We start from the raw sequence: 19,513 nt of genomic DNA on the forward strand, positions 1-19,513 counted from the left end.
CTCAGCACCATGCGGGTGCAAGGGTTTGCATAAATAGGTGAATAAGAAAACACATTCCAATCGATAAAAATGACATGTTAATTCTTCTTAAGCCAAGGTAATATGTATCCGATATGTGAGAGTGAATATAGAAAAGGAGATGAACTCTTTATTATTAATTCCACATTGAAGCATACGCACATGAATACTGAAATTGGCCAACCAGCCATCCTCAATCCAAGTCAGGTGTACCCGACGGTTTCCTTCACACCGTGTGTTAACGGAAGGGTTGCCTGTGAATTGATTTTTGATAGAACGAAACTGGTGACTGAGTTGCCTGAGACTCCTATGGTTAAAGACTCGTTAATGGAATGGACACCGTTAGGCACGGCTGATCTACTGGGTACTTATGAACTGCGAATGACCCTCAAGCAGGACGGAAAAGCTCCTCAGTATGACTCATATTATTTTACCGTGCTGGATCCAAAGAGCATCCCCGCGGGACAGAGCACAATCGCTTTCCTTGGTAACGATGGAATGATGATGTATATCGGTGATTATCGAGGTAATCGGATCTTGGACTTTTCTAATGCGGGTTATAGGGGTGGTGGTGTTGAGATCCCGAATATTCCCGTTAAGTCGACCGTTCTACCCTTGGACGGAGACGCGACGGACCGTATTCAGGTGGCAATTGACCAGTTGGCTATGCTCCCGCTCGATAAGAACGGATTCCGCGGGGCAGTCCTTTTGAAAAAAGGCAGATATGAAGTCGGAGGCACGTTGTTCATTAAAGCAAGCGGGATCGTCCTTCGCGGTGAAGGTCAGGACAAAGAGGGCACTATTCTCTATGGTACCGGAGCGAAACTGCGAAATCTAATTGAAATTGGTGAAAATGCAGATCTTATGCTGGACAGCAACTCGAAGCAGATGATTTCAGATTTGTATGTGCCCTCAGGCTCGCGTTCTTTCCATGTAGAAGACGGGGGTACTTACAATGTAGGCGATCAGATCATAGTCCGCAGAATAGGTAATAAAAACTGGATTCACGAAATTGGTATGGATAACATCTATAAGCGCCCGGGTGGAACCGTAACCCAATGGTCACCGTTCAATCTGGATTTTGACCGAGTCATCACTGCTATTGTAGGTAATACGATTACGGTCGATGCCCCATTGGCGAATGCTATCGAACGTCAGTGGGGCGGCGGAGAGATCTATAAATATACAGACCATGCCCGCATTCAGCAGGTGGGGGTAGAGAAAATGAGGGTAGAGTCCGATTTTGACCCAAGCATTATAGATATTAAGATGGATAACGATACAACAGATCCTTATTATGCGGACGAAAAACATGCTGAACGTTTCGTCGTGTTCAACAGTGTGAAGAATGGCTGGGTTCGAGAGGTGAGAGGTTACCATCTGTCCTATTCTCTCGTTCAAATGAAGCGTTATTCCAAATGGGTTACGGTTCAGGACTGTCAAATGTACGATATGATCAGTGTGGTTACTGGGGGTCGCCGTTATGTCATACATCAGATGGGCCAGCTAAATCTCGCTCAACGTATTTATACAGAGACGGCGCGGCATGCGTTCACCGTCGATAGCTGGGTACCGGGGCCGAATGTATTTCTGGATGGAGAAGCTGTTAAAAATTATAACACCAGTGAACCTCATCATCGCTGGTCAGTCGGAGGCCTGTTCGATAATATCAAAGCTCCCATCTCTATTCGGGATAGGGCGTGGTTAGGCAGCGGACATGGCTGGGCAGGTGCGAATTATGTGACTTGGAATACACAAGGAGAGCTCACTTTACAGCGGCCACCAACCGCTCAAAACTACGCCATTGGCCATGTTGGTAGCAAGATACCCGGACTGCTTCCTAACGATTATGATTCCCGGCCCCGTGAAGATGGATATTGGTGCAGTTGCGGTCAACATAACGTCATTAATAGTCTCTACAAGCAGCAGCTGATGGAACGTTTAGGTCGAAATGCGCTCAGTAATATAAAAAAATAATTTACAGTAGGGTGCGGAATTTTCCGCATCCTTTTTAGTTTGGATCATAAAAAAACACAACCCCTAACAATCTATGCCATGGAGAGACATCAGGATCAAGAGTAGCATAGGAAGTGGAGTTACTGACGAATGATATGACCTGAAAATAGGAAAGGCCAGGTGAACAAGAGTTGAGTGAAAGAAGACGAGCGAAACAAGAGGTAGCATTACCGGCAACCAAGCAGGAATCAGAACGTCTTCGATTATGGTATACAAGCCCGGCGTCAAATTGGAATGAGGCTCTTCCCATAGGAAATGGGCGCCTCGGGGCAATGGTGTCCGGTATGATCGGCCAAGATAAAATCCAGCTTAACGAAGATTCAATTTGGTACGGCGGCCCTGGACGTGCAGCTAATCCTGCAGCTCAGCCATATTTAACAGAGATTCGGCAAATGCTGAAAGACGGCAGGCAGGCGGAGGCAGAACATTTGGCACGAATGGCTATGACTGCTTCACCAAAATATGAGCAGCCGTACCAGCCACTTGGAGATTTGATTTTAAAGTTTCTGGATTCCAGTGAGGTTATAGAAAAATACGAGCGGGAGCTCGACTTGGAGCAAGCGGTCGTTACGGTATCGTACCGTTGTGGCGGGGTTCGCTATTACAGGCAATATTTTATAAGTGAACCGGACGGTGTATTGGTAGTCCGATTGACAGCTGACAGACTTGGCAAGATCACGTTGGCTGCGAATCTTATGCGTCGTCCGTTCGATACCGGCTGTAGCACTGGTCCTGCAAACACAGTTTTAATGAATGGGGAATGCGGAGCGGATGGCGTTCGCTTTTGCACAGCACTAAGGGCAGTTCAACAAGGAGGCCGCCAGAGGCTCATCGGGGATTTCATCTCTATTGAGGGGGCAGACTCCGTCACCCTTATGCTGGCAGCGCAGAGTACCTTCCGCGTAGATCAACCTGAAAAAGCCTGTCTAGAGCAATTGGATCAAGCTACGGCTCAGTCTTTTGCAACTCTAATAAAGCAGCATAAGGAGGAATACAAGTCCCGGTTTGCTCGATTTTCAATCGATTTAACTAGGGGTGGAGACCTGTACGCTGAGCTTCCTACCGATAAGCGATTACAGCGGTTACAGCAAGCAAAAGATGAAAGAAGCAATCCCAATGAGTCTGGTGATCCGGGACTAGTTGCACTATATGTACAGTATGGGCGCTACTTACTGCTTTCCAGTTCTCGACCAGGTACGTTGCCTGCTAATCTGCAAGGCATATGGAATGATAGCTTTACCCCGCCATGGGAATCAAAATATACAATTAATATTAACCTCCAGATGAATTACTGGCCTGCCGAAGTCCTAAATATGGCTGAATGCCATGAACCGCTGTTTGATCTGATCGAACGGATGCAGTTGAACGGTCAAGAAACGGCAAAAGAAATGTATGGCTGTCGCGGTTTTGTTGCTCATCATAACACTAACTTATGGGCGGAAACCCGACCAGAAGGCATCCTAATTACCTGCACGGTCTGGCCAATGGGTGCTGCTTGGTTATGCCTTCATTTGTGGGAACACTACCGGTTTGGACTGAACCTTTCTTTTCTCAAGGAAAGGGCCTATCCAGTGATGAAGGAAGCAGCGATTTTTCTGCTTGATTACATGGTAGAGGAAGGTGGCTTACGAATTACTGGGCCTTCTGTCTCCCCGGAAAACCGCTTCCTACTTTCGGACGGAAGCAACGGCAGCCTCTGTATGGGACCATCCATGGATTTGCAAATCGCATATACATTGCTATCCGCCTGTTCAGAAGCGGCATTAATTATCGGAGAAGAAGATACAATGTTTCTCTCTGAACTACATGAGACGCTTGAACACATTCCACAGCCGAGTGTGGGCAGTCATGGACAGATTAAGGAATGGCTGTTTGACTACGAAGAGCAAGACGCAGGTCACCGGCATATTTCTCAGTTGTTCGCATTACATCCGGGGGAACAGATTGACATGAGGCACACCCCTGAGCTTGCCGCAGCAGCCCGGCGAACGCTTGAACGCCGCCTTGACGGAGGTGGAGGTCATACCGGCTGGAGCAGGGCATGGATCGTCAACTTTTATGCCCGTCTCGGTATGGGTGCGGAAGCCTATGAGCATTTAATTAAACTGTTAGCCTCCTCCACGTATTCGAATCTTTTAGACTGCCATCCACCCTTTCAAATAGACGGCAATTTTGGTGGAGCAGCAGGGGTAGCAGAAATGCTGCTGCAATCCCACCGAGGAGAACTTCGACTATTACCTGCCCTTCCTAAGGAGTGGTCTTCAGGCAGCATAAGGGGGATGAGAGCAAGAGGTGGTTTTACCGTTGATCTTTCTTGGAGCCAAGGAAAGCTGGATGAAGCGACGATTCACTCTACGGTTACCGCTGAATATCGAATTTGGTCTGCCGTTCCGCTCGATCTGCCAGAACAATCTCTTATTAGCGATGGTCAGGGATTTGGATATACTTTTTCTTCAGTTGCAGGGAAGTCCCGCAAGATTCGTGCACAATAGTCAATCGTAATAAAACACAGGCAAGCCGAAAAATCTCCATTTTGAAGACCTGGATATTGGATTAACATTAGCCATACAACAAAATCCAAACTGCAACCAAAGGAGCGATATTTATGCCACAACAAGTGCCAGCCGCATTGCCAGCGAGCAGGCCAGATCTTTCCCCATTCCAAAGACGAATGACCAATTTGCGCAAATATAAGGCGCTATATCTCATTTCACTTCCAGGCATTATTTTTTTTATCGTATTTAAATACTTACCCTTGGCGGGTTCCATCATGGCCTTTCAAAACTACAACATATTCAAAGGTTTTACAGGCAGTCCGTGGGTTGGCCTTGATCAGTTCCGGCGGATGTTCACCTATCCAGAGTTTTTGAGAATTCTTGAAAATACTATCCTGATCGGCCTATATGATATGGTCTTTGCGTTTCCGGTTCCCATAATATTCGCCCTCCTTCTTAATGAAGTGAGAAAAGCTTTCTATAAACGGATTTTGCAGACCGTCGTTTATTTGCCCCATTTTCTCTCATGGGTCATTATTGGGGGGATTATGATTGGCATTTTGTCCCCAACGACAGGTATCGTGAACCAGATCTTAAATACTTTTGGGCTCGACTCCGTTTATTTTCTGGGCGAGGACTCGTATATTCGTACCATCCTGGTTGGAACAGGCATATGGAAAGACAGTGGATGGGGAACTATTGTTTATTTAGCCGCACTCGCTGCTGTGAATCCTGAGCTGTACGAAGCGGCTCGGATTGACGGAGCAAATCGTTGGAAACAAACCTTATCTATAACGATCCCGACGATCTTGCCTACTATCATGATTATGTTCCTGCTTCATATCGGTAACTTCCTTGATTTTGGCTTTGAGCGAGTGTTTGTATTTATCAATTCGCTTAATGAGACCAATGGAGATATTCTCGATACTTATATATACCGAGTGGGTCTTATTGATCAGCAATACAGCTATACAACAGCTATAGGCCTCTTTAAATCGGTCGTCGGACTGTTGCTAGTCATGATCGGGAATACGCTTAGTAAAAAAGCATCAGGGGATGGACTTTACTAGAAAGGAGTCGAAGAGTAAATGAAAAATAAAGGTCGCCTATTTGACGTTTTCAACTATATGTTTCTGATGCTGGTCGGGTGCTTGATGGTCTTCCCTCTGCTGCATGTGCTCGCCAAATCATTTAGCAGCACTCATGCCATTAATGCAGGCGAGGTTAAGCTATTCCCTGTAGATTGGACGCTCATGAATTATCAAGTTATTCTTGGGGATACCTCCATCTGGAGAGCTTTCATGGTAAGTATATTTATTACAGTTGTCGGAACGCTTATTAATCTGATTTTAACTGCATCACTGGCCTATCCTTTATCCAGATCCGAATATTCGATGCGCAAAGGAGTTCTGATTTTAATCCTAATTACGATGATATTTCACGCTCCGCTCATACCGAACTATATGGTCATCAAAAACTTGCACTTGATCGACTCTTTATGGGTATTAATCATCCCATCGGCCATCAGTGCATATAACCTGTTCATCATGCGTTCTTTTTTCTCAGCCCTGCCTACTGAGCTGATAGATAGCGCGCGAATGGATGGAGCGGGAGAGCTGCGCACGATGTGGAGCGTCATCCTTCCTTTGTCCAAACCAGTTATGGCAACTATGGGCTTGTTTTACGCGGTATCCCATTGGAATTCTTATTCATCGGCGTTGTATTTTATCAATACACGAGCGCTTTATCCACTTCAGCTGCGGCTTCGGGAAATCGTACTGAGTAACGACCTTGGGCAAGCGGGCAGCTTATTAGAAAACGTAAATGAAGTATCTCCGGCAGGTGTGCAAATGGCAGTTATTGTCGTCTCCGTCATACCGATTATTATCGTGTATCCGTTTCTGCAAAAGTATTTTATCAAAGGGATGTTAATCGGATCTATTAAGTCTTAAATCAATCAGCTTGCATCATCCTTTAAAAGAAACAGACATCTGCTTATCAAAATATGGTAAGATATAATCCAAACTCAAAAATGGAAGCGTTGCCAATAATCGCAACTTCAAATCAATTTCATACCACAAGACAACTGATTCTGATTCCATTCCGGAAGGGATTTGATACAAGTGCGAGTATTGATTGTAGAAGATGAGCCTGTCATTCAAAAAGGATTGGTGAAGATGGTCCAGCGTTATCCGGTCTCATTCACCGCGATTTATACAGCCGACGACGGCGAAGCAGCCTTAGAAACGATCCAAAAGCTAGAACCGCATTTAGTGCTGACAGATTTGCGCATGAAGCGGATGGATGGCCTTGATTTATGTGAACGAATTCACCGTGATTACAGTCATGTCCAGGTGGCAGTCATTTCCGGGTACAATGACTTTCAATATGCACAACGAGCAATGGCCTATGGCGTTAAACGGTATTTACTGAAGCCGGTTCTCCAGCAGGATGTGCATGATATGCTGAGAGAACTGATATCCGGCATGACAGGCAGCATTATTCCTGTTCATAAATACGTGGATTGGGCCGAACAGCTGGAACAACACATCTGGCTGCTGCAACGTGATGAGACAAACCGTCTGCTTGATGAAAGAGAAACGTCGGGTTTATTTGAAGGATTGAACGTCTTTAGCATGGATGCAGTGCTGAATGATTGTCTGCAAATGATCGTAGATCGCTTGGAACGCCGAGGCTGGAAGCCTCCGTCCCGGTGCTGTGGAGATGTGAAAGCCGCCAATACGAAAAAAGAAACGATGTTAGCATTTGTCGCGATAATAAACGGTATACTTGCGGAGCTGCAGCTTACTCGAAAAGGCAACTATAAGGACCCGGTTGAAGAAGCAAAAGCTTTCATTGATAAACATCTGGCTGAGGATGTGTCGTTAGAAGAAGTAGCCAAACGGGTGGGACTTGCCCGCACCTACTTCAGCGCATTATTCAAAAAAATGACGGGGGAAACCTTCGTACACTATCGGATCCGGAGACGAATGGAGGAAGCGCGCAGACTTCTTGCCGTACCCACCATGACAATCAGTGACATCTCGATTCATGTAGGTTACGAGGATTATCCTCATTTTACGAAGACATTTAAAAATCTCGTGGGTGTGTCACCTTCGGAATACCGTGCTTCGTTTGGCATTGAATAATGAGAGCAACCCTCAGCCGGAAGCTGCTATTTTATTTTACCATTGTCATCTTACTTTCCCTGTCAGCGCTGGGGATTTCCTTTTACAGCATTTCTGCCAAGCAATTGCAGTCAAGCACTGAAAACCAAATGATTCAGATCGTAAATAATGCAGTTCATCATACCAATCTCTATATTTCATCCTATCAACGGTCGACCGTGGCGCTACTAACGGATTTGAGAGTTAAAAGATATATTGATCTATCAGCAGATCGTGAGGAATATGAAAATTACCGCTACACGACCGATATTCGCGATGCTATTGTTGAACCTGTATGGATTCGCAATCCCGAGATTGAAGCCCTATATATTATCGGGTATTCCGGGAATGCGCTTTATTATTATAATGGCGGTTCAGCGCCATCTTTTACACAGGAAGACACCGCTAGACAGATCCGGTATTTCAAAGAACATACAGATGTCAGTGGACAGTTGAATGTAATCAATTACAGTATCCGTGGGGATCAAACGCCGATGTTGACCTTAATCCGCAGCATTCGCGGTCTTCAGTCACCAGAGATGAAAGGATTCGTAGGCATCGAAGTCAAAGCGGAGGAACTCTCTACGTTATGGAAAGGAATCGATCTTGGTCCCGAAAGCTATTTTTTTATCGTAGATGGCGAAGGCAGGATTCAATATCATAACGATCAAAACAAAGTAGGGACGTTGATTCCCGATAGTCTTGGCAAGCAAATTGAGCAAGCAGGAGAGGCGATGTTCCGCAGTTCGGCAGAGGGCGTGGAAAAATCTTATATCAGCCGTAATGCGGAATATTCCGGTTGGCATCTGGTTGTATCCATCCCAGACACTCAGCTGCAAAAGCCGCTAATTACCATCCGGAATTATATTATTGTTGTCGCGATTTTGACATTTATGATAGCGCTGTTTCTGGCAAGCCGATTTGGTAAGTCCGTTACTACACCCATCCGTATACTGATGAAAGGAATGAGCCAGACCGAAAAAGGAAATTGGGAATTAATCTCCCTTCCGAAAAGCCAGGATGAGGTCACTGGGCTTATCGTTCGTTACAATCTGATGGTAACCCGCCTGTCAGAGCTTGTGGACACCGTGTATCAGTCAGAACTGAAGAACAAGGAAATGGAAGCTGAGCGGCAGAAGGCCGAATTCCAATCCTTACAGCTGCAAATCAACCCTCATTTTTTATACAATACGCTCGAAACGGTGGTCTGCTATGCAGTAATTCAGGATTCAGATGAAATATCAGAAATCGTCGGAGCCCTGTCCTACATGCTGCATTATTCGGTGCGCACCAATCTTGAAGAGATAACCGTAGCAAATGAGCTGAAGCATGTCATCCATTATATGGTCATTATCAATCACCGGATCGGAAGGCCGTTTGAAATCGATGTGCGGATAAAGCCTGAAATGCTTCTGCGCAAAATGGTTCGCTTGACCTTACAGCCACTTGTGGAAAATGTGTTCCAGCACGCCTTTCGTTATGGTGTTGAAGATTATCACACAATTACGATTGATGCTGGAGAGGATGGCGATATCTTCTGGGTCAGCATTACGGATAATGGCAGCGGGATGACCCCGGAGCGGCTTGAAGAACTTCGCCTCAAACTGAGCGAAAATCGACTCGCCGATGTGGAGGAAGGGAAAGGAAGCCCAGGCGGCATCGGTGTGCAAAATGTTCATCGCCGGATTCAGCTTGTCTTCGGAGAAGAATTCGGCGTTGACGTAGAAAGCAGTCCAGAATGCGGAACACGCATGATCATGAGAATGCCGATTTCCGGAAGGAAGGAACATCAAGTGCTTAACGCATAGGCGTTACTCGCCGAAGAGAACGAGGATCAAAAGGCTGTCCTGAGGTCCGAGCCGCGGACTTTTGGGGATGGCCTTTTTTTAAAACGATAACCGATCACAAAAAAACACATCCCACAATAATCCACCCCATGGGAGTGCTGTTGATACAGCTTTATGATGGGTACAGGTAAACCAAATACCTTTTTATACTAATAAGGGGGATTATCCAGATGAAAAAATGGGTTAGTCTGATCCTATCCACGGCGCTTGTCTCAAGTCTCGTCGCAGGATGCGGAAGCAATGAAACATCGGACGGTAATGTCGATGCAGCAGGCGAATCAAAACCGCTTAAATTTAGTATTTCGTTAAACACAAGCGGAAACGCTTACACGGAAAGTTCTAAAGACATTAACACCGATAAGTGGGTCAAGGAGTTAGAGAAACGGGCGAATGTCGATTTAGACATTAAGTTAATTCCTTTGAAGGACTTTGATTCCAAAATGGCTGTTATGTTCGCCGGCGGTGATATTCCGGATGTCGTACAAAATGTCGGAGGGGCTACGGATAAATCGATGGCTGGGTCGGTTCAGGCTGGTGTTTTTATGCCGCTGGATGATCTGCTGAAGGAGAATGCGCCCAACCTGATGAAGGTTGTCCCGCAGGAAGCATGGGATGAAGTCAGCTACGATGGAAAAATATATGGCATTCCGACTTGGCTCAGCAATCCGTCTCGACGTGCCACTTTTATCCGAACTGATTTATTGGAGAAAACAGGCCTTCCGGTACCTGTGACGATTGAGGATTTCTTGAATGTGCTGCGCGCTTTTAAGAAACTCGGTGTGAGCGCTCCTTATCAGATGCGTGAGAACTTCAAGTATGCTGATATCGCATTTGGTGCATATGACGCGCTTGGCTATCAGTTTACAGAGGATAATGGAGAGATCGTACCCAAATTTTATAATTCCGAGAATATGGAAAAAGCACTGAACGTATACAAGACGATGTATGACGAAGGCCTCATTCAGAAGGATTTTGCGACAATTCAAACGGCACAGTATGGTGAAAATATTGCTGCAGGCAATGCAGGGATTTGGACAGCTAATGCGCAGAATCTCCTGGATTTCCGGACCCAGATCGCCGCGTCCAATCCGGGAGCGAAAGTGGATATTATCTCGTCGCCAACCGGTGACCATGGACAAAAAGGATACGGTTTGTATAGTTCGGTCAATACCTCACTGTATATCAACAATAAGGTCAGTAAAGAAAAGGCTGCCCGGATTGTCCAAATGTTTGAATGGATGCAGACCCCGGAAGCCAGTAATTTCTATAGCTTTGGGATTGAAGGCGAGAATTACACGGTAAAAGACGGAAAAGTTGATTATAAGCTGCCAGAGAACAAGGCTGCCCAAGATGAAGAGAAATTCCGCACACAGCTGCGCTGGGTAGGGGACGGAACAATCAACCGCGAACGAACTGAGCTGCTTACGGGTGGTAAAGATGTTTTGAAAGCATTGGATGAAACTCTGAGTAAAGAAGGCTTAGGGGGCATCGGATTTGTACCTGATCTGGAGTCTTTCAGCAAATTCCCTGATCTAGCCTCCAAACGTCCCGATCAGGCACCAAAACTGATCATAGACCATATGGTCAAAATGATTTATGGCAAAGAACCGATTAGTGATTTCCCAAAAGTCATCGAGGAATATAAGCAAAAGGGCGGCGAAGAAATCTTAAAAGAAGCAACAGAACGCTACAAAAATAATGAGGGAATCCTTAATCAGCAAAGCCGGAAATAGAAAGATTCTCAGGAAGCCTCTTCATTCGAAGGGCTTCCTGCCAGTTAGGAGGGAGTATGATGAGTCAAACTGCTTTGTGTGATGAAATCATGCGTATGCCTGTAATCGATACACATACCCATCTCGTCGGCGATAAGCTAAACGCGGCTGACTTCTGGGAAATAGCCGATTATTTCTGGTTGAACCAAGAGCTTCAGTCAGCAGGATATCCGGCGGATGCGGACCAACTTTCGAAAGAGAAACGGACTGACTCTTTTGTTAGAGCTTACCACGCTTCCCGTAATACGATGATGAATCGTGCTTTTACAGCAATCATGAAAGATTTGTACGGTATCTCCATCACTGATTCAGAGTCGGTGTTCAAAGCGGATATAACGGTTAAACAGCAAAGTAACGATCCCGGCTGGGCGCAAAACGTAGCTGACCGTCTGCATGTGCAGCGGTTTATTGTAAACCGTCCGGAGCATGCCAACTTTGCACACATGAGAGAAAATGCTCTACTGATTCCTCGAATTGACTCCTGGCTGCCTGAGCTGGCAAAGAATATTGCAGATGCCTCTGATCCCAGCCGGGAAGCGGCTTATACTCAAGCGAAAAAGTTTATTAGCGAGCAGTTGCACTCATATCAGACGATGGGCTGTCCGGGAATCATGACTACGTTGCCAGCCTTTGAAGCCAATGCTCATGATGTTTACAATCTTAGCAGCGTAACTGGTCCGGATGAAATCATGATGCTGCTCCTTCATCATATCTGTTCAGAACTGCGAGTAAGAGGAATGTTCTTGCAGCTGTTTCTCGGCGTCGAACGCAGATGGTGTAATACATCGGCTGCGCCAGTTAACGATCCGCTACGGATTGTTAAACTGTATGGTTTGTTTGAACGGTATTCCATTCCGTTTGAGCTGGTGGTGGCTTCAGAATTAAATAACCTGGATATTGTGCAGGCTGGATGGAATTTCCCTAACGTTCATGTAGGTGGGATGTGGTGGTATAACTTCAGACCCAGTACCTATTTGCAGAGCATGCAGTATCGGTTAGAGGCACTCGCCCCGCTCAAGTGTTCGCTCATTGTCTCGGATGCGCGCTGTATCGAATGGACATATGGCAAGCTGCTGATCGTTAAAAAAATACTTGCGCGCTTTTTGGAAAGTCAAATAGCGGAAGGCTGGATCAGCCGGGAGGAGGCGCTGAATATTGCGGCGGAATGGCTACATGGCAGTGCTGCTAAACGTTATGGACTAACAGATGTAAAGCAATAAGCCGTGGAGGGAGAAAATGACTTTTTCATTGATGGACCGAATGTTGCCTGCTCCTTTGAACGGAGGGTTCCGCATGGAGGATTGGTGGGTGTGGTGCGGATCAGCTGTGCGTGGCGAGGATGGGCGTTTTCATTTATTTGCATCCCGTTGGCCGAAGTGGCTGCCGATGCATCCGGGATGGTTACTCCGCTCAGAAATTGTCCGCGCATCTGCCGATAACGCGGAAGGACCTTATACGTACGAAGAAACCGTACTACCCGCAAGGGGAGCGGAATACTGGGACGGACGAAGCACCCATAATCCGCATATCCTTCGTTATGGTGATAAGTATCTGTTGTATTATATGGGTTCCACTCATCCATTCGCTGAGCCGCAGCCTAATGAAACAGTGGAATTTGACGACTATCGGGTGATTGCCGCTCGTGCCAACAAACGTGTTGGCTTAGCTATAGCCGACAGTGTATTCGGACCATGGATAAGGATGGACGCACCTATTCTGCCTACACGTCCGGGCAGGTTCGACAGCTTTCTCACATCCAATCCGGCTCCTTGTATCCGCGAAGATGGCTCCTTGCTATTGGTATATAAAGCCCGCAAATATGAGGGCAATTCCTATGGACAGATGACGCTTGGCATTGCCGGTTCATCTAAGGACGAAGGGCCATATAAAGTAATTAACAACGCACCGCTGTTTCCAGCAGAGCGGTCTCATATTGAAGATCCATTTATCTGGCGGACCACGGACAGGTACCAAATGATCGCCAAGGATATGGATGGCCGGATATGTGGAGAAAAGCACGGTGGGATATTTGCATCATCTACGGATGGAACCGACTGGCAGCTGGCTGATTCAACCCAATCGTATTCCCGGCGGGTACTCTGGGAGGACGGCACAGAGCAGTGGATGGGCAGCTTTGAACGTCCGTTCCTATTATTTCAGGAAGGGGTCCCTACCCATTTATTCGCTGCAGTAGCAGATGGACCGGGAGGGTTTCGAAATGCGAAGCACACTTGGAATATGGTCATTCCACTACGGACAACGCTTTAAGAAATTAAATTTCATAAATATCATCAGTGTTTACAGGAGGAACTAAAATGAGTGAAGTAATACCAACTCAACAAACTCGCGGACTGGTAATTTCGGAGTCTACTCTGGAATGGGCGGATGGCGCTTGGCAACAAATTGTAAATAAAGTGGAAAAGACTAGTAAGCGAATTGGTGTTAGTTTTCCGCATGCTTCCGTGAGCGGAGTATACGACAACATGCGTCCATCGTGGTGGACAGCAGGGTTCTGGCCGGGTATTTTGTGGCAAATTGCCGCAGAAGGTAATCATCCGGCGCTGCAAGAAATCGCCGAGCAAATTGAAGAGAAATTGGATGAACCTCTTTATGCCCTTACCGTACATCATGATGCTGGTTTTATATGGACACTCTCAGCTTTGGCCAATTACCGAGTGACTGGTAATGAACGCTCCAAGCAGCGCGGGTTGATGGCTGCTGCTCAACTGGCCAGCCGCTTTAACCTGAAAGGGTCATTTATCAGAGCCTGGCATGACACGGAGAAGATAAACCGGGCGGGATGGTCCATCATTGATACTGTAATGAATCTGCCCTTACTATACTGGGCATCGGAAGTTACAGAGGATCCGCGTTTCCGGCATATCGCCGCTGCGCATGCGGAAACGGTAGTTGAGCATTTTTTACGTCCGGATGGATCAAGTTATCATATTCTGGAGTTCAACCCGGAATCAGGCGAAAAAATCGGCGCTATGGCCGGCCAAGGTTATGCGGAAGAATCCGCTTGGGCACGGGGCAGCGCATGGATGATTTACGGTCTTACTTTGTCTTTTCACTATACCGGAGAGAATAAGTTTCTAACGGGAGCTAAAAGAGCTGCGCACTTCTTCTTAGCTAATCTTCCGGAGGATCATGTACCTCACTGGGATTTCAGGGCACCTGATGCAGGCGAAAAGCCGCGTGATACCTCTGCTGGTGCATGTGCGGCATGTGGCTTGATTGAGCTGGCAAAGATCGTACCACAGGCGGAAGCCTCTTTTTACCTGCGAGCCGCAGAACAAATCGTTCGCTCACTTTATGAGAATTATGGGACTTGGGACATTCCGGAAGAGGAGGGATTGATTCTTTCTGGAACATCCAATCTTCCAGGGGGTGTGCACATTGATACGCCACTAATCTATGGCGATTATTTCTTCGTCGAGGCTGTATCTAAACTCCGCGGAGCTGTTCTTCAGTTATGGTAAGGAACGGAAAAACAACAGAAAACCTTCTCGATGATCCGTATAGTATACAGTCGGTCGAAACTCCGATAGATAATGAGCAGGCTCGGCGTATGGAATGGTGGCAGGAAGCCAGGCTCGGCTTGTTTATTCACTGGGGCCCTTATGCCCTGCCTGCGGGTGAATGGAAGGGAAAAGAAATACAAGCTTCTTACAGTGAGCATATTATGCTACGCGCGAAGATCCCAGTGGCTGAATATGAGGAAATGGCCGCAGCGTTCAATCCATCAGCTTTTGATGCAATGAAGTGGGTACGGACTGCCAAGCGTGCTGGCCTAAAATATATCATCTTTACAGCTAAACATCACGACGGCTTCGCGATGTATGACTCAAGTGTATCCGAATATTCGATCGTCAAGCACACCTCATTGGGCCGTGATCCCCTTCGGGAACTAATGGAGGCATGTCGTGCGGAAAAAATGGTACTCGGAATTTACTACTCTCATGCGATGGATTGGCATGATCCAGACTCTCAAGGGAATACCTGGGATTATCCACTGAATATCGGCGCTTACGATGACGTTCAAACGTGGATAAATGATACCGATAAACGCACCCGCTTTGAACGATATTTGCACAGCAAATCAATCCCTCAAGTCCATGAGCTGCTGACGGACTACGGCAAAGTTGGTTTAATGTGGTTTGATTGCGGAGGCAAACTGACCCGTGAGCAAGGAGAAGCGTTTTTGGCGGCGGTTCATGCAATTCAGCCAGAATGTTTGGTCAATAGCAGAGTATGGAAAGCACCACTTGGAGATTATTCAAATACATCTGATAATCAACTTACGACTCGTAACCTTGGTAAGTACTGGGAGAATATTATTACGTTAAACGACTCATGGGGGTATAAGAGATCCGATCACCATTGGAAATCCCCTGTAACTATCATCCGCCAGATCATCGATGTTGTAAGTAAAAATGGAAATCTGGTAATCAATATCGGCCCAACAGCAACAGGGGAATGGGATCCGGTATCCGAATCCATTTTGCTTGATGTAGGAGATTGGTTAAATACCAATGGGGATAGCATTTACGGTGCTGGAGAATCGCCCACAGCCAAACCGTCATGGGGCAGATGCACTTTGAAAGGAAACACATTATATCTGCATGTTTTCGATCTTAAGAAGAGAAATAAGCTAATCGTCCCCGGTCTGAAGACCGCTGTTCAAAAGGTATTTGCTTTAGATGGAGGGGATGAGCTGATTTTCACAAAGCTATCTGAGCAGGATCTGGAAGTCGAACTCCCCAGCTTACCGAACTTTGCCGAAAATTCTAACAACATGCCGCTGGTCATCGCAATTGTCTGTGCAGAACCTGTAGAAGGTAATCCAGTCCGATTATTGGAATTTGGAGAAGATACCTTACAAGAATTAGGGGTATTTGAAAGTGAGATCGTTGGTCCAACCCTCCGTTACGATACAGGAAAAAAAGACCATGATAATCTGTTGGACTGGAAGGATAGAGAGGATACCGCAATTTGGCATGTCCGGACATTAGGTCCGGTAAGATTTCAGGTTAGTATCGAATATCGCAGCGAAGAAGGAGAGAATGGTGGTGGCGGAGTCTACCTCATCAAGGCAGCGGATCAAATTTTACAAGCTAAAGTTCATTCTACTGATGGGGTTAGTAATTTTCAAAGCTTTCAAGTAGGTGAGCTGTATTTCCCCACGGCAGGAGAATATACGATTCAATTGCAGGCAGAGGGTATTACAGGAGGTTATTTGATGCAGCCTAGATGTTTAAAACTACTGCAACTATGAGATTTTTATATTGAAATAATGCAAAAGAACTCAAATCACTTGGGTTCTTTTTTTTGTTGATTTAAGGAATGTTGTTGACATATTGCCCTCGGGTAAATATATTGTATATAAGAATAAAAGTTTACCTAAGGAAACAAATTGGATCAAAGGAATCATTGTTTCTATTGGGAAATAAATTAACAGGATGAACAGAACAGTGCTACATATGAACTTAACAGAGATAAGGAGTTTTTTTATGATTGAAATCAGAAACCTAAACGTAGATTATTTCGGTAATTCTGCACTAGAAAATGTAAATATTGATATCCCCTTTGGGTATACAATCGGAATTATCGGACCAAATGGTGCGGGAAAATCTACATTCATCAAGTCATTGTTAGAGGTGATAAAGAAGAGAACAGGATCAGTTATGGTGGAGGGAAAAGATATTTCTGAGTACAAACGGAAGATCGCATATGTGCCGCAAAAGAATGACATTGATCTTTCTTTTCCAATCACGGTAAGGGATACAGTGCTGACTGGAACTTACCCTAATTTGCGAATCTTCCAGCGTCCCGGAAAAACAGAGCGGCAAAGAGTCGAGGAATGTATGGCGATGGTGGATATAAGTGATCTTGCGAATAAACAAATCAGCAATCTGTCCGGGGGACAACTCCAAAGAGTTTTTATCGCCAGGGCACTTGCACAACAAGCAAATGTATTTTTTTTAGATGAACCTTTTGTAGGCATAGATTTAGTCAGTGAGAAAATCATTGTAAAGCTGCTAAAACAACTTCGCGAAGAAGGAAAAACCATACTCATCGTTCATCACGATTTGCATGAGGTCGAAGAATATTTTGACAAAGTCATCATTCTCAATAAGAAATTAATTGCTTTTGGTGACGTTAAAGACACCTTTACGCCAGAGAATATCCTCAGCGCCTATGGTGCCTCCTTAGGTAATCTGGTGATCAAAGGGATGGGGGCGACAGATCATGATTGATTATTTCTCAGGAGTATTAAACATTCCGATATATGCACTTAACGCGGGATTATCTGCTATCATTCTTGGAATTGTATCAGGGGTTTTAGGAAGCTTTATTGTACTTAGAAAGATGTCATTAATGGGAGATGCGTTATCACATGCGGTGTTACCCGGGGTGGCATTATCTTATATCTTAGGAATCAACATTCTTCTTGGAGCTTCACTATTTGGACTATTAGCAGCGGTTCTCATTCAATTTATTACAAGTCGCAGCAATATTAAAAGTGACACCTCTATCGGCATTATTCTCAGCTCATTTTTTGCGCTAGGTATCGTCCTAATTACTTTTGCCAAAAGCGGGCTTGATCTAACTCACATTCTGTTTGGTAATATTCTGGCCGTCCCACAGTCGGAGTTAATGCAATCCTTTATTATTATGATTGTTGTTATTGCCATCATTTCATTGCTGTATAAAGAGCTTTTAATGAGTTCGTTTGATCCGGTTGTTTCCAAAGCCTATGGGTTAAAAACAGGGTTCTATCATTATTTATTGATGATGCTCCTATCTGTGGTTACCGTATCTTCGTTATCTCAAGTAGGAATTGTGCTTGTGATTGCAATGCTGGTTATTCCGGCTGCTACATCCTATCTCTGGACGAATAAGCTGTTCCACATGATTATCCTGGCTTCTACAATTGGCGCTGTATCAGGGATTATAGGTGTAATTGTAAGCTTTAAATTCAATTTACCTACAAGTGCCACGATTGTTCTGGTCGGCGTAAGCATGTTCGGAATTTCATTTATAATCTCACCCAAAAATAATTTTTTCAGGAAAGGGTTGAAACAAGGATGAAGACCATAAAAATACTCTCTTTGACAATGTTTATCGTACTTCTTACCGCATGCTCAAAGGTTAGTGAAGGAGATGCAGACCATGATAAGCTGCAGATTGTTGCAACATACTCCATTATCGCTGATATGACCGAAAACATTGTAGGGGAGAAAGCTGAAGTTTACAGTATGGTACCCATCGGAACAGATCCGCATATGTACGATCCATTACCCAAGGATACAAGTAAGGTTTCTAGCGCAGATTTAGTGTTTTATAACGGTTTGAACCTAGAAACAGGTAAGGGATGGTTTCAAGATCTTCTAGATGTGACTAATAAAAAGGATGTTGCTTTTGCAGTCTCAGATGAAGTATCTCCGATGTACCTAACAGAAAAAGGCAAAGAAACTCAGGTAGATCCTCATGCCTGGCTGGATATACAGAATTCAATAAAATATGTAGATATCATCACAAAACGTGTAATCGAAAAAGATCCCGACAACAAAGAATTTTATCTTAATAATCAATCGGAATTTGTTAAGAAACTGAATGAATTGGATCAATATGCAAAAGAAGCAGTCGAAAAAATTCCACAAGAGAAACGTATCCTTGTTACCAGCGAAGGAGCATTCAAATATTTTTCTAAAGCTTACGGATTTGAATCAGCTTTTATCTGGGAGATCAATACGGATAGTCAAGGAACGCCTGAACAAATGAAAAACATAATTAAGATCATTGATGAAAATCAAGTGCCTGCATTATTTCTGGAAACTAGCGTAAATCCAAAAACAATGGAAACTATCGCAAATGAAACGGGAGTACCGATACACTCTAAGATTTTCACCGATTCTTTAGCTAAGAAAGGCGAAGAGGGCGACACATACATTAAGATGATCAAATGGAATATTGATAAAGTTATAGAAGGTTTATCACAATCCTAAATGCCGGCTCCAAGCCTATATTAACCGACCTAAGATTCAGTTTTTTAGCTGATTCTTATGTCGGTTTTTTATTGAATAAAATCTACATTCGAGCCTCGAAATAATACGTTTACGCCTTGGGATAACCTGCTACAGGAAATATCTTCTTGTCTACTTTTCAAAAAAATCTTGGTAAGGTAGAGGCTA

The 19,513-nt window shown here is 45.0% G+C and carries 14 protein-coding genes; all 14 read left to right on the plus strand.

Going from position 1 to position 19,513, the window contains the following annotated elements; all coding sequences use genetic code 11:
- Positions 1 to 180: 180 nt before the first annotated feature.
- Complete coding sequence (locus tag MHI32_RS14760) at positions 181 to 1,995, plus strand: hypothetical protein (protein ID WP_340012629.1); 1,815 nt, start codon at positions 181 to 183, stop codon at positions 1,993 to 1,995.
- A 170-nt stretch (positions 1,996 to 2,165) separates the two neighbouring features.
- On the plus strand, positions 2,166 to 4,526 hold the full coding sequence (locus MHI32_RS14765) for a glycoside hydrolase family 95 protein (protein WP_340012631.1): 2,361 nt from the start codon (positions 2,166 to 2,168) through the stop codon (positions 4,524 to 4,526).
- Positions 4,527 to 4,705: 179 nt separating this feature from the next.
- Complete coding sequence (locus MHI32_RS14770; protein ID WP_076190487.1) at positions 4,706 to 5,599, plus strand: ABC transporter permease subunit; 894 nt, start codon at positions 4,706 to 4,708, stop codon at positions 5,597 to 5,599.
- 18 nt (positions 5,600 to 5,617) lie between these two features.
- Positions 5,618 to 6,481, plus strand: a complete 864-nt coding sequence (locus MHI32_RS14775) for a carbohydrate ABC transporter permease (protein ID WP_076184580.1) — start codon at positions 5,618 to 5,620, stop codon at positions 6,479 to 6,481.
- A 171-nt stretch (positions 6,482 to 6,652) separates the two neighbouring features.
- The gene (locus tag MHI32_RS14780) at positions 6,653 to 7,678 is read left to right on the plus strand and encodes a response regulator (protein ID WP_076276512.1); all 1,026 of its coding nucleotides are present in this window, start codon (positions 6,653 to 6,655) and stop codon (positions 7,676 to 7,678) included.
- A complete protein-coding gene (locus MHI32_RS14785; RefSeq protein ID WP_076125645.1) occupies positions 7,678 to 9,504 on the plus strand; it encodes a sensor histidine kinase in 1,827 nt (608 codons plus the stop codon). Before MHI32_RS14780 ends, MHI32_RS14785 begins: the two co-directional genes overlap by 1 nt.
- Before the next feature lie 209 nt (positions 9,505 to 9,713).
- Positions 9,714 to 11,276: an extracellular solute-binding protein gene (locus tag MHI32_RS14790; protein ID WP_076278459.1), complete on the plus strand. Its 1,563-nt coding sequence runs from the start codon at positions 9,714 to 9,716 to the stop codon at positions 11,274 to 11,276.
- 59 nt (positions 11,277 to 11,335) lie between these two features.
- Positions 11,336 to 12,535 (plus strand): glucuronate isomerase, encoded by a 1,200-nt coding sequence (locus MHI32_RS14795; protein ID WP_340012632.1) that lies wholly within the window; start codon positions 11,336 to 11,338, stop codon positions 12,533 to 12,535.
- Positions 12,536 to 12,551: 16 nt separating this feature from the next.
- Complete coding sequence (locus MHI32_RS14800; protein ID WP_312148503.1) at positions 12,552 to 13,583, plus strand: glycoside hydrolase family protein; 1,032 nt, start codon at positions 12,552 to 12,554, stop codon at positions 13,581 to 13,583.
- A 47-nt stretch (positions 13,584 to 13,630) separates the two neighbouring features.
- The gene (locus MHI32_RS14805; RefSeq protein ID WP_076190378.1) at positions 13,631 to 14,797 is read left to right on the plus strand and encodes a glycoside hydrolase family 88 protein; all 1,167 of its coding nucleotides are present in this window, start codon (positions 13,631 to 13,633) and stop codon (positions 14,795 to 14,797) included.
- Positions 14,791 to 16,593, plus strand: a complete 1,803-nt coding sequence (locus MHI32_RS14810) for an alpha-L-fucosidase (protein ID WP_340012634.1) — start codon at positions 14,791 to 14,793, stop codon at positions 16,591 to 16,593. The genes MHI32_RS14805 and MHI32_RS14810 overlap by 7 nt, the downstream gene beginning before the upstream one ends.
- Before the next feature lie 238 nt (positions 16,594 to 16,831).
- Positions 16,832 to 17,575 carry a metal ABC transporter ATP-binding protein gene (locus tag MHI32_RS14815; RefSeq protein ID WP_280753002.1) on the plus strand — a complete coding sequence of 248 codons (744 nt, stop codon included), beginning with the start codon at positions 16,832 to 16,834 and terminating at the stop codon, positions 17,573 to 17,575.
- Positions 17,568 to 18,410: a metal ABC transporter permease gene (locus tag MHI32_RS14820; RefSeq protein WP_036677866.1), complete on the plus strand. Its 843-nt coding sequence runs from the start codon at positions 17,568 to 17,570 to the stop codon at positions 18,408 to 18,410. The genes MHI32_RS14815 and MHI32_RS14820 overlap by 8 nt, the downstream gene beginning before the upstream one ends.
- Complete coding sequence (locus MHI32_RS14825; RefSeq protein ID WP_340012636.1) at positions 18,407 to 19,327, plus strand: zinc ABC transporter substrate-binding protein; 921 nt, start codon at positions 18,407 to 18,409, stop codon at positions 19,325 to 19,327. Before MHI32_RS14820 ends, MHI32_RS14825 begins: the two co-directional genes overlap by 4 nt.
- Positions 19,328 to 19,513 lie beyond the last annotated feature (186 nt).

Origin of the sequence: Paenibacillus sp. FSL H7-0690 (genome assembly GCF_037980415.1) — a bacterium.
In the GTDB taxonomy this organism is placed as follows: Bacteria; Bacillota; Bacilli; order Paenibacillales; family Paenibacillaceae; genus Paenibacillus_AQ; species Paenibacillus_AQ odorifer.